Origin of the sequence: Rhodopirellula sp. UBA1907 (assembly GCF_002337565.1) — a bacterium.
GTDB classification, from domain to species: Bacteria; Planctomycetota; Planctomycetia; order Pirellulales; family Pirellulaceae; genus Rhodopirellula; species Rhodopirellula europaea.
Genome location: NZ_DDGH01000080.1, coordinates 1 through 12,526 on the forward strand (window position 1 = coordinate 1; position 12,526 = coordinate 12,526).

The following is a 12,526-nucleotide window of genomic DNA, read 5'->3' on the forward strand; positions in this document are numbered from 1 at the left end:
CGGTTCTCGGATAGGTTCTAAGTGTTCGAGACTCTGGCATTCGCTGTTTTACTCGCACACGCCAATTCGCCTTCACCTCTCCACCAACTCTGGTGACGGAGAGGCCGATACCAATTTGCATTTTTCAATTGTCAATTTAACTTTTTCAATTATCCGCCCGCGTTGTCTGCTACTTCGCATCCGCCTCGTAGCCATACCACATCCAAGCAAGCGTATCGGCCAAAGTCGCTTCAAAGACCTTGCGATCGCAGTGCCGCGTCGCCTTTGAGAACACGTAGCGATACTCATAGCCTTTGGCTTCCAGAGCATCCGCGGTTCGCTCGTTCGCCATCACCCAGTTGTGATAAGTCGACTCGGGATCGTTGGCTCGATTGTCGTTCTCCGCCACGTGAGTGAAGATGCGAAGGGGCTTCTTCTCGCTGTTTTCGATCAGCTTCATGCTCGAGTGATACTCCCAAGCACCCAGCGGGTACTCCGCTTCCTCAGGAGCATCATCGTCCTGTTGATCCACGAATGTTCCTGAGTACGTGATCAAACGACGAAACCATTCCGGGCGGAACCAACCCATCGTCAGTGCCGCGGCACCGCCACTGCTGCACCCCATCACGCCACGTCCCCACGGGTCATCCGTCAGTTTGAAATTCGGGTAGGCCGCACGAATTTCAGGATGGCTTTCCACAGCAGGCAACACTTCCAACTGAATGAACCGAGCCAATCGGTCGGACATCGTGTCGTATTCCAAACCGCGCTGGCTGCCTTTGCTGTCGTTGCCACCGTTTTGAACCGCGATCGCAATGAAGGCCGGAAGCCGACGATTTGGATCCTTCGATATCGTCATGTTGTCCAGTGCGTTGCGAACCAAATTCAACCGACTCGGCCCATCATGCATCACAAGGAACGGCGCTGCGGTCCCGTCTTGGTAGGCGGCAGGAACATAGACCACGATTTTGCGTTGCTTGCGAACATCCTTTCGCGGATCCAATGTCGAATCCGTGCCGTCGAAAATCTTGCTTTCCGACAGCGGCATCGCGAATTCAAACTGCTTGCCCTTGGGGGCTCCCTGATCCTTCAACTCGGGAGCCACCTCATACTCAGGCCCGATGACGATGCGTCCGTTCTTCAGAGGCGAAGCCGCTTGGTCGTCAGCCAATGCGGCCCCGCTGGTGAATCCAAGACAAGCGACTGGGGCAAGCATCCACGCCAAGGATGACAACGAAAAGCGGTAAACGTTCTGCATGAGGTGGGCCGTGGAGAATTGTGGGGAAGGGGAGGGAATCCGAAGAAGCGACCATTCTAACCAACGCGTTGTTCAATGTGCCCATCACTCAGGCGTGAACCGCAAGTGCTTCATCCGACTACGAAGCGTCGGACGACTGATCCCCAGTCGCAAACTCGCTTCACTGAGATTGTTCCCCGTCGCTTTCATCACTTCGCGAATCAAGATTCGGTCGACCGCGCTGTGAATGTCTTCCGAAACCGTGAAGCTGCCCAGAGCGAGCCGCCGGTTGGTTTCTTCAGCCAATTCGGTTTCCCATCCGTTGGAAATCTCCACATCGTTTCCTAGATTGGCGGAATCCCCAAACCCGCTTGGCAAAAATGCGGGAACGATGACTGGACCACTCGCTTTGAGAAGCGTTTGCTTCACGATGCCCTGCAATTCTCGAACGTTGCCCGGCCATGAATGAGCCTCCAACCGCTGCATCGTTTCAGGTGCAATGGAAAACAAGTCCTTGCCGAGTTGTTCAGCGAACAGCGAAAAGAAGTGCTTCGCCATCCGAGCGACATCCTCCCCACGATCACGTAGCGGTGGCAACTCAATTGTGAATTCGTTCAAACGATAAAACAGATCGCTACGGAACGATCCATCTGCCATCGCCGACTCCAAATCGCGATTTGTCGCGGCCAGGATTCGAACATCGGTCTTGATCGGCTTGCTTCCGCCGACCCTTTCAAACTCCTTCTCCTGCAACACACGCAGCAGTTTGGTTTGCATCACCGGCGTCATGTCTCCGATCTCATCGAGAAACAACGTGCCTCCGTTGCAGATTTCGAATTTACCAATCCTTCGTTGATCGGCTCCCGTGAACGAACCTCGTTCATGACCGAACAACTCACTCTCGAGCAATGCTTCCGGAATCGCAGCGCAGTTGATCGCGTGAAAGACTTGATCGTGTCGTTGGCTGTGTTGGTAAATCGCCCGAGCCACCACTTCCTTGCCCGTTCCGGTTTCACCCAAGATCAGCACCGCCGCATCGCGAGATGCCACCCGGCCGATGCTTCGAAACACATCGACCATTGCTGGGCAACTGCCGAGAATTAGATCAGCCGCAGTTTTCTCGGAACGATTTGGCGGTTGTCCGGAATCGGTTGGCAATTCCGCGGGACGTCGAGCCATCCGGCTGGTCTCAAGTGCCGAATCAATCAGCGGAAGAATCGCATCGGGTTCAAACGGCTTCGTAACGTACTCGAAAGCGCCGCCACTGATCGCCGTGATCGCGGTCTCGGCGGTTCCATGCCCCGTCATCAAGATCACCGGTACCCGACGATCCATTTCGCGAAATTCATGAATCAGCGCGAGACCAGATTGATCCGGTAATTGGATGTCCAGCAACACCGCATCGGGGTCCATCTCACGAAACAACTCCAGCCCCTTGGCAGCGGTCGTCGCCGTCAACACGCGATAGTCTGGTGCAGGCAAACACAACTGCATGCACTGCAAAATAAGTGGGTCGTCGTCGACAACCAGCAGGGTTCTGCACTCGTTCATGAAGTCGCAATCGGTAGGATGACATTGATTGTGGTGCCTTCCCCAAGAACCGAGTCCACTTCAATGGCTCCACCGTGGCTTTTGATGATACCAATGGTGGTGCTCAGCCCCAGTCCCGTTCCGTGGCCACGTTGCTTCGTCGAAAAGAAAGGCTCAAAGATGCGGTCTCGAATTGCATCCTCAATGCCACGTCCGGTATCCATCACACTTACCATTGCGTAACTCCTCGGTGGCAAAACAGTGTAAGAAAACGATTGCTCGTGGGTGAGCTCCCATGATTTCGCTCGGATAGTCAGCTGCCCGTCACCGTCCATCGCATCACGGCCGTTGATGGCCAAATTCATCACGACCTGGCTGAGTTCCGTTTCATCACCAATCACCTCTGGCAAATCAGGCTGCACGTCCAGCACCACCTTGATCTCGTCTCCCACCGTACGTTCCAGAATGCGCGAGATTTCCGGCAGCAACTCACTCAATTGAATTCGCGACGGAACGCCATCGCCACCTCTCGCGAATGTAAGCAACTGAGCGATCAAATCCGCCCCGCGACTGGCACCGCTGACAATCGTATCCACCAATGCTGCACGATCCACGTTCGGCGTGTCGCGTTGCAGCATCTTGCCGCTCATCAAAATAGGAGTCAGTAAATTGTTCAGATCATGAGCAATTCCACTGGCAAGCGTTCCGAGCGATTCGAGTCGTTGACGCCGTCGCTCGATCTGTGAGAGCACCAACGTTTCGGGCGGAGGCATCGGCTTCGATGGCCGAGTTTCGTAACAACGACTCCATCCCAAGGCGATGAGCAACACCAACATCAAAAGATAGCCGCCCCAAGACGAACCATGGGCGAACGCCACCCCAAGCAGAACCAGGTTGGTTGCTAGAGCAATGACAAACGAGATCAGAAACAGGCGGTTGCGAATGACAGCTACTGGGAGTGGACGGAACACGACGCGGGAACGCCGTTTGCAATCAACGGCTCCGCGTTGCCAATTGTATGTTGGCGATCGTCCGATGGTATCAAGCGAGTCTCGTCTTTCCCCAAGCTTTTAGAATGTCGGAATCATTGCGACAAACCATCGATTCAGCACAAACGAGCTGGGTCGGCTGTTGCTGGGAAACCGCATTCGGCTCGCGAAAGCTAAATCTTTGCAGTCTCAGCAGCCGACAAGCCTTGCTGGCCGCACGAGCCCTGCGAGGCGAGGAGGCCGCGTGCTGGCGAGACGCGGCCGAGTGGCTGCGGCAAGTCGAAGACGACGCTGCTCACGCGAAAGAACTGGCAGAACAATCCTGGACGCAAGCCACAGCCAACCACTTCGTGAAAGCCTATGAATTGCTTTCAGAATCAGCGATCCTCGAGTCAAAGTACCCGGTCGCGACTCGCTATCGCGAATGTCTGATCACGCTCGAAGGCTTGGTCCCAAAGAAGTGTATTCCCGAGGGACGCTTGCCTTAAGAAAGCTGAAGACGGATCGCTGGACATCCGCTCTGACTTGCCCTTTCTTAGGCTTCTTCCGCCAATGGCTCCGGCAACCAGAAAGACAGCACCGATCCGGCCAAATAGACAAACAATGCCACGCAAGCTGCCGCAATCGCGGTGCTACCCGAAGGCAACATCGTCGTCAGCCAAGCGGTGACGGCGGCGAACGAAGTCCCGATCATCCGGCCTCCAATGTTCGCAGCAAAACTCTCGCCTGTCCCGCGAAGATGCAACGGGAAAGCTCGCGGCAGATAGTTGCCCCAAAAACTGAACTGGGCCACTGTGAAGAAACCACACAAAAGAATTCCCCACTTCAGCAACTCCAAATTGTCGCGTGCCGGAAAGAAGAACACCAATGGAACGATCACTAAACCAGGCCACTGGAACAATCGCAGCAACCAACGCCGACTCACAATCGCAACTGCTAGCGCCGCCAGCACAAAGCGTCCCAGCAAGCCGCCGATCTCTTGGTAGCCGTTGACCGTTGCCGCGGTTTCTTGCTCAATCTTCTTCGCCGCAGGCACCGGCAAATCATCGGTCTGAGAACGCACCTGAGGTAGACCCGGCACGATCGACGGAACTTGTTGCAACGCTCCAAACGCCGCACCATAACTGCACGCGAACATCAACGTCGTGATGATCGTTGTCCGACGCAGATTTGGTGCGAACAGAGCCGCGATGCTGGGACGCTGCAACGTGCCCGCCGCCTTCTTGGCCGCCCACTGAGGTGACTCAGGAAGAAACGGACGAATCAAGATCAACGGAATTGCGGGAATGACACCGGAGACAACCGTGTAACGCCACGCCTCGTGGCCGCCCGCGATTTCAGGCAACGAACTAGCATACTGAATCGCCAAATAATTCGCGGCCGTGACCAGCAAACCACCGACAGACGAGAACGCTTGTGTGTATCCCAACGCCGCTTCGCGATGCTTGATATTGGAAAACAACTCTGCCACCCAGGCGACCGCCGCAACGAACTCCACGCAAACGCCCACGAACACCAAACATCGCAAAAACAACAGCATCCCGATGGAAGTCACGAAGCCGCTGGTCAGAGCCGCGAAAGCGTACAACAAAATGCTGTAGGTCAACACACGTCGCCGTCCCCACAGATCAGTGAGGTAACCACCAAACAAACCAAAGATCCCGCCCACCATTGCGGGAACAAAGAACAGCATGCCACGCCAATATTCGAACTCAGGTGTGCCGGGCGAAATCCCACCGAGTTCCTGCAGAGCAGGCCGCAGGATCAGCGGCAACATCAACAGTTCATAAATATCAAAAGCAAACCCAATCGCTGCGATGAAGCAAACAATGGCGATGGTGGCTTTCGATGGCGACGAGGCAATAGACGAATGAGACAACGGACCGATGAATCGCGAAGGAGAAACGGAACAGGCAAAAGACGTGACAAACCTGAATGCGGACAAGAACCTCAGTTCTCTCGCACGGTCACGTTGTCGATGAAGTACTCGGCATTGGTGGCGTTGCCAAACAATCCTGGGCTGCCATTGCGGTTGGGAGCCTCGTCGATCGCCGTCAACGTCCAGGCGTCAGGTTCCGCTTCTTCGCGAGGCCAAACCTTGCCCTTCAGAATTGCTTTGCCATCCTCCGAACTCGCTTGCAATTTCAGCGTGTACCAAACTCCCGCTTTCCACTTCACCGGAACACTCTGAGCCATTCGCAACTGAGCCGCCCAGGTTCGGATCTGAAGCTTTTGAGATTCGCCCATCAGGTCCAACACATAACGCTGAGCAATGACTCCCATATCAGGCAACTTGTTCGTCCCCGATTGAGCTTTCACATCCGCGGTGATGGTGTAGTCGTGCAGGTCCGTTGGACCGAACCATGCTTGGCTGCGAGTTCCCTTGGGGATTGTTGAAACCTTTGCGATCACTGGTTCGCCATCCACGTAACGAACCTCATGTCGGTAACGTGCACCTACCCAAGTGATCGGGACTTCGCCATTTGAGAAATCGAAGGACCACGGTAACGACGGCACCACGCGAACCCGTGAGGTAGCCAGCAATTCGCCCACGCGGGCATTCACGGTGACTGCGGTGTGTTGCATTTGGGCATCCGTCTGAAACCCCCCGTTACGACCGACGTCCCCAGGTCCTTCCGCTTCGAACGTCACGGAATCAAGTGGCAATCCCAATTGCTGCCCTCGCGAATTGAACGCGACCACTTCGTACGAAATCACGTCTCCGGGACGAACCATTGCTTCGGCGGGAATGAGTTGCAAATGAGCGATCTCAGGATCGTCGCTGACCGGCAACTCGGACTCTTCCCCTGGAGTTGACACGATCACCGCTGCGACCGAATTCGGTTCTGCATCGTTTTCATTCTCCAAGCAGAACAGTCCACCAGTCGTCGGCAGATAAATTCGGCCGTGCGATGCAATGGGCGATCCCCCCACTTCATGACCGCGAGGCAAGCGAACTTTAAAAACCGATTCAATCCCTTCCTCGGTTGGCTTCAGCACATGAAAGACACCTTGCGACGTGCAACCATAGATTTTGCCATCGGCGTGCAACAAACTTCCACGCATCGCCGTTCCCAATTTCACGGGTGGGCAAATCTCTTCTCCCGTTTCGCGGCTTAACACCCGCAAACGAGAAGAATCTTCGACAACGTACAATCGATCGCCGACCAACAAAGGCGAACTCTTGCCGCACATGATCTCTTCGGTTCGCCAAACTTCTGCGGAAGCAGATTCCAATGAGGCGTGGGTCGCATCAATTCGAACAACCGCTCCCATCGCGGTACCTTCGGGGTTCTCTTCCCCATGTGTCGCATAGACGTTGCCTTCCGTGTCCACTGCGACGGACGTGTTGATCCCTCGCCGCGAGACGGCTTCGCGCCACAGAATCCTTCCTGTGCGAGGTTGAATACCATACACGTTTCCGTCACCGCTTCCGGCGACCATAACAGGCTGTCCACCAATGACTGCAATGATGGGTGTGCTGAAGGTGGTGTCTTCTGGCAACGGACGAGTGCTCACGCTCCAAACCAGAGTGCCGGCTTGCTTGTCAAATGCAAAGAAGCGATGAGCGGGGCGAGCGGTTGCATCCCATCCGGTGGTCACTCCACTGATGATGACCAGGTTTTCATAGATCACCGGCGTATTTGTTCGGCCACCATAGGTGCTAAGCATGCCGAACTCTTCACTAAGCGATCGAGACCAAACGGTCTCGCCCGTTGTCGCGTCGATCGACTGCAGCAGACAACATGCTCCGAGCGCATACACTCGATTTAGTTCTGGATCGCCGCAAACGTTTGACCAGCCTACGCGTTCCGCCGGCAGATCCGACAGAAAAACGTTGTACACGTTCTCCCACAGCAACTCACCCGAATCAGCATCCAAGGCGATCACCTTCTCGGCGTCGTTGGACGTTCCCGGCTGGTCGCGCACGATCGTGAACACACGTCCGTCCATGACGATTGGGGTGGAAATCCCCGAAGCAATCTGGCTCTTCCAACGCACGTTGCTTCCCGAACCGCCTTTGGGATCGAAGCGATCAATCAATCCAGTTTCGTGCGAGGTCCCATTTTGAAACGGACCACGCCAATTAGCCCAATCCAACTCGTCAGCTATCGTCACCGCCGATTCACCAACAACAAGCAAGCACAGCCACACCGACAACAGGCCGATTCGCAACGACAACGTTTTCACTCGCACATTTCCAACACAGAAACCAATGTTCCCGCCGAGTCGCTCCGGAAAGACTGAGCCGACATCACTCGCGAGAAATTGCATGGTGCTCAGATCGCACTTCCCAGACCAAAGCAGGACGGCTAATTCAAAACCGCTCAGCAAACGCGGATCCCGAGCCGTCTTTCACTCATATGGACCACGCAATCCAAACTTTTTCTAGGGTGCAATGGAAAGCAGGCCGTTGATTTGGCCTCCCTATCGGAAAGATCCTTGCCACACGCTGGAAAGTTTGTTTCCACTTGGTCCGACGCTCAATTGACATACTTCGTTCCCAGGTCGTTTTCCGATTAAAGTGTTGAGATGGAATGATGTGAATCCGCACCTCTGACCGGCGCACCCGATCTAGGTGGACTGAGATGGCTGGTCTCAGTGGTTGTGATGTTTCGCTCGGTACATCGCTTGCGACGCAACCCGCCACGGATTCGCACAGACCAACTCCCACCTCAGGACAAATCGGCGAAACGCTCGATTCACTCCTACAACCGAGCTCGCTCGGCCCACCTTCGGTGCCCTCCACCTCATTGCTGAGTCTCCCGTGCGTCTAACAACCTTCTTTCTTTGCGCCGCGTGTCTGCTCATCGGCCGTTTTCCGCTTTTGTATGCGGATCCGGCACCAGAACCTTCGCCTGCGGTGAGGTTCCAATCGCAGGACAAAGTCGTCAGCTTCGAAACGGATTTCGCGGGCGGCAAAATTGACCAATTGGTGGAACTCGGCGGCGATGACTTTGAGATTTTGATTCGCCCTGAAAAAGAACCGATCAACGACAGCGCGTGGTACGCCTTCCGGGTTCACTCAACCAACCCACGACATATCAACGTGCGGCTTCGCTACGAAGGCGGCTCACATCGCTATGAACCTAAGATCAGTCACAATCGCGTCGAGTGGCAATCCGCCGAACACCTGATCGTCGCTCGTCATCCCGGTGGCCAAGAAGTCACGTTGCGTTTGCCGGTCAACAACCAAGTCCTGTGGGTCGCCGGACAAGAACTGGTTGGCAACAAAGACATCGCGGCTTGGGTCGACACGCTGGCACAATTTCCATTCGTCGAGTCGTCGCTCGCGGGTCGATCCGTTCAAGACCGTCCGATTCATCGACTCGCGATCGGCAACCCCGACAGCAAAGAGGTCATCTACGCACTTTCGCGTCAGCATCCGCCGGAAGTCACTGGCACCATTGGAATGATGCACTTCATCGAGGCGTTGTGCAGTGATACCGAACTGGCCAAACGCTACCGAGCGGAGTTCCTGACCGTCGGCATTCCGATTGCCAATCCTGATGGCGTGGCCAGGGGTTACTGGCGATCCAATGCCAACGGGGTCGACCTCAACCGAGACTGGCTGACATTCCAAGAACCTGAAACACGATCCATTCGCGACGACTTGGTTCGCCTTCGCGGAGAACAAGAAAAACGGTTGTGGTTGTTTCTAGATTTTCATAGTACCTACAACGAAGTCTTCTACACCGTTCCGAAACAGACCAAACTGTTCCCCGAGGGCTTCACCGCAGAATGGCTGAAATCGCTGAATGGGCGGATGGGTGACTCGACCATGTTGCGAGACGACGGGCACAACGCTCATCGCAGCACCAGCAAAGCTTGGGTGGCGAGAGAGCTTGGCATTCACGCGGTGACTTATGAATTCGGAGACGAAACCGACCGAGAACGCATTCGAAAAATCGCCATCGGATCCGCGGAGGAAATGATGAAAATCCTTCTTGCTCGCAAAGCCAACCTTTCACCAACCGTTTCTCGCTAGACGGCGATAGCAGGATCTCTGAAGTCGTCATCTCACCGAATGCGTTCTGCCCAAGGCCAAGACAGTTTTGATGGATGAAAAGCCTCGATCATTCCAAGCTTCAAGAAATCAATGCACGTCAGAATAACTGTGTTTTTTGGATCGTTCCGTGGCATCGATCAGTGTGCAATTAGCGAAGATTAGTGTTCCCCAAAAACAGGCTGCGCCAAACACTAATCTCCTCTCATACGAAACTAATCCGATCAACGGTGCTCAAGGATCTCTCCGCCAATCCGACGCTGCGACGGCGAAGCCATTCACGACAACGATCGACCGAACGTTCCTCAGCAGGGCAACCTCTTCTTTTATGAAATCTTGTCGAAGAATGTTTGCATGCCGCGCCATCAAAGGCTTGCCTTTGGCCCTCCGTTCAACACAGCCATGTTTCTCGACAGACACTTCCACCATGCTTTGCAATCAATTGAATCACCAATCCAGATTCTTCGCCAGCTTGCTCGTTCTCTCGAGCCTCATCCTTGCGAGCTCACTGGTCGCACAAGACGCGGATTCCTCAGGCAACCAATCCGCTTTCACTGCGGAACCATTTCAAGTGACATGCGAAGGAACCTACCCTCACCACTTGCAAGGCGTTTGCGCTGATGCGGCATCCGTCTATTGGTCGTTCACCACCACACTGGTCAAAACAGACCACGACGGAAAAGTACTCAAGAAGATCCCCGTCGCGAACCATCACGGCGATCTCTGCTTCCGCGACGGCAAGATCTATGTCGCAGTCAATCTCGGTAAATTCAACGATCCCGCGGGCAACGCAGACTCATGGGTCTATGTCTACGATGCAGAATCACTCAAAGAGATTGCTCGGCACGAAACGCAAGAAGTCTTTCACGGGGCAGGGGGCATCGGACACCGAGACGGCCACTTCTACGTCGTCGGTGGATTGCCTGATTCAGTCGAGGATAACTATGTGTACGAATACGATAACGAGTTCCAATTCGTAAAAAAGCACGTCGTCGCGAGCGGACACACTCACCTGGGAATCCAATCCGCAACCTTTGCCCACAATCGCTGGTGGTTTGGATGCTATGGATCGCCGGCCGTCACTCTTGTGACCGACGCCGACTTTCAGATGAAAGGACGACACGAGCTCAACTGTTCGCTCGGCATTGAGGGACTCGCGGACGGACGATTGCTCGTCGCCAGCGGCCACTGCGACAAAGAAAACGGTTGCAGCGGCAAGATCCTTTCGGCACAACCAAGTGAAGCAGAAGGCTTTCAAATCCAAGAGTGACCCAAGAAAAGGATTTTTCAAAAGCGGGTTCAATCAGCGGAGCACTTGCCCCTTGCCATTGCTCGCTGCATTAGGATCGTTGCTTTCCGCTCGTCACTCACTGAATGCCCAGGTGAACGATGTCCAACAAGCAACTTCCAAATCGACGTGACATTTTGGTAGGCGGCACCGCGTTGGCTGCGGCCGGCCTCGGCAACGTATCACCTGCTCAAGATCCGGCCCGATCTTCCGCCAACGATCGCCTGAAGATCGCCGCCATCGGCGTTGGTGGACGAGGCGGTGCCAACCTGCGAACGATGGAGCAAACGGGATTGGTCGATGTTGTTGCCGTTTGCGATGTTGACACGCGATTCACCAATCAGGCCATCCAGCGACATCCGAAGGCCAGGGCTTTTCGAGATTTCCGCAAACTATACGACATCGTGGGCAACGACATCGACGGTGTCGTTGTCAGCACCACCGAACACACGCATGCGTTTGCGACGATGCCAGCGTTGCAACTTGGCAAGCACGTCTACTGCGAAAAGCCTTTGGCGTACAACATCGACGAAACGCGAAAGATTGCCGAAGCGGCGGAGCGAGCCGGCGTCGTCACCCAAATGGGAACTCAGATACACGCCGGCGACAATTACCATCGCGTCGTGGAATTGATCCAAAGCGGCGCGATCGGCGACGTCAACGAGGCTCACGTGTGGGTGAACCGAGCCTGGGGCTTGCAGTCCGAAGCCGCCGCCAAGAAACACCGCGATCTTCTGCACGTGGATTCGCGTCCAACCGACGCCATGACACCACCGGATCACGTCGACTGGGATCTTTGGTTAGGGCCCGCACCGGTCCGTCCTTACCATTCGGTCTACTTCCCCGGACCACGCTGGTATCGCTGGTGGGATTTCGCAGGCGGAACAATGTCGGATCTCGGCAGCCACTGGAACGACCTTCCGTTCTGGGCGTTGGAACTCGACGCACCGACCACCGTGGAGGCGTTCGGCCCTCCGGTTCACCCCGAGATCGCACCAGCATCCATGTCGGCAAAGTACGAGTACCCTCAACGCGGAGATCGCGGTCCGGTGACGGTCTCCTGGTACCAAGGAACGGACAAACCTGAAATCTGGCAGCGTGGTGAGATTCCACGTTGGGACAGCGGCGTCTTGTTCATTGGCAACAAAGGTATGTTGCTATCCGACTATGGAAAACATGTGCTGCTGCCCGAGGATTCTTTTGTCGATTTTGAACCGCCGGCCCCCTTCGTGCCCGAATCACCCGGACACCACGAACAATGGGTTCGAGCGTGTTTGGGCGAAGGAGAAACAGCCAGCCCGTTCAGCTATGCCGGACCGCTGACCGAAGCCAACCATCTCGGCAATGTTGCCTACCGAGTCGGCAAGAAGATCACCTGGGATCGGGACAAGATGGAATGCGTGGGATGCCCCGAAGCAGCCCCCTTCATCGCTCGGGAACCACGCGAAGGCTGGTCGCTCAGCTAAAGCAGAAAGTGTGGCATAGGCTTCCAGCCT

At 55.2% G+C, this 12,526-nt stretch carries 9 protein-coding genes; 4 read left to right on the top strand and 5 right to left on the bottom strand.

The features are described from left to right. Positions 1 to 169 precede the first annotated feature (169 nt). The 3 genes from B2R17_RS16945 to B2R17_RS16955 form a co-directional block, all read right to left on the bottom strand. Positions 170 to 1,237, bottom strand: a complete 1,068-nt coding sequence (locus B2R17_RS16945; protein ID WP_286764916.1) for an alpha/beta hydrolase — start codon at positions 1,235 to 1,237, stop codon at positions 170 to 172. Between the two features lie 84 nt (positions 1,238 to 1,321). Then, complete coding sequence (locus B2R17_RS16950; RefSeq protein WP_286764917.1) at positions 1,322 to 2,767, bottom strand: sigma-54-dependent transcriptional regulator; 1,446 nt, start codon at positions 2,765 to 2,767, stop codon at positions 1,322 to 1,324. Further along, a complete protein-coding gene (locus B2R17_RS16955; protein ID WP_286764918.1) occupies positions 2,764 to 3,717 on the bottom strand; it encodes a two-component system sensor histidine kinase NtrB in 954 nt (317 codons plus the stop codon). The genes B2R17_RS16950 and B2R17_RS16955 overlap by 4 nt, the downstream gene beginning before the upstream one ends. Positions 3,718 to 3,821: 104 nt before the next feature. Between B2R17_RS16955 and B2R17_RS16960 the strand changes: the two genes are divergently transcribed. After that, positions 3,822 to 4,223, top strand: coding sequence for a hypothetical protein (locus B2R17_RS16960; RefSeq protein ID WP_286764919.1), 402 nt, complete (start codon positions 3,822 to 3,824; stop codon positions 4,221 to 4,223). A 47-nt stretch (positions 4,224 to 4,270) separates the two neighbouring features. Here the strand turns inward: B2R17_RS16960 and B2R17_RS16965 are convergent, their stop codons facing one another. Further along, positions 4,271 to 5,614: an MFS transporter gene (locus tag B2R17_RS16965; protein WP_286764920.1), complete on the bottom strand. Its 1,344-nt coding sequence runs from the start codon at positions 5,612 to 5,614 to the stop codon at positions 4,271 to 4,273. A gap of 71 nt (positions 5,615 to 5,685) precedes the next feature. Further along, positions 5,686 to 7,932: a PQQ-binding-like beta-propeller repeat protein gene (locus B2R17_RS16970; RefSeq protein WP_286764947.1), complete on the bottom strand. Its 2,247-nt coding sequence runs from the start codon at positions 7,930 to 7,932 to the stop codon at positions 5,686 to 5,688. Positions 7,933 to 8,503: 571 nt separating this feature from the next. On the opposite strand from B2R17_RS16970, the gene B2R17_RS16975 reads away from it, so the two are divergent. The 3 genes from B2R17_RS16975 to B2R17_RS16985 all read left to right on the top strand — a co-directional run bounded on the left by B2R17_RS16975 (position 8,504) and on the right by B2R17_RS16985 (position 12,496). Then, complete coding sequence (locus tag B2R17_RS16975; RefSeq protein WP_286764921.1) at positions 8,504 to 9,724, top strand: M14 family metallopeptidase; 1,221 nt, start codon at positions 8,504 to 8,506, stop codon at positions 9,722 to 9,724. Positions 9,725 to 10,169: 445 nt separating this feature from the next. Further along, the gene (locus B2R17_RS16980) at positions 10,170 to 11,012 is read left to right on the top strand and encodes a hypothetical protein (RefSeq protein WP_414707347.1); all 843 of its coding nucleotides are present in this window, start codon (positions 10,170 to 10,172) and stop codon (positions 11,010 to 11,012) included. A gap of 119 nt (positions 11,013 to 11,131) precedes the next feature. After that, entirely contained in the window at positions 11,132 to 12,496 is a 1,365-nt protein-coding gene (locus B2R17_RS16985) for a Gfo/Idh/MocA family protein (RefSeq protein ID WP_286764923.1), read from the top strand. The last annotated feature ends 30 nt before the right edge of the window (positions 12,497 to 12,526 follow it).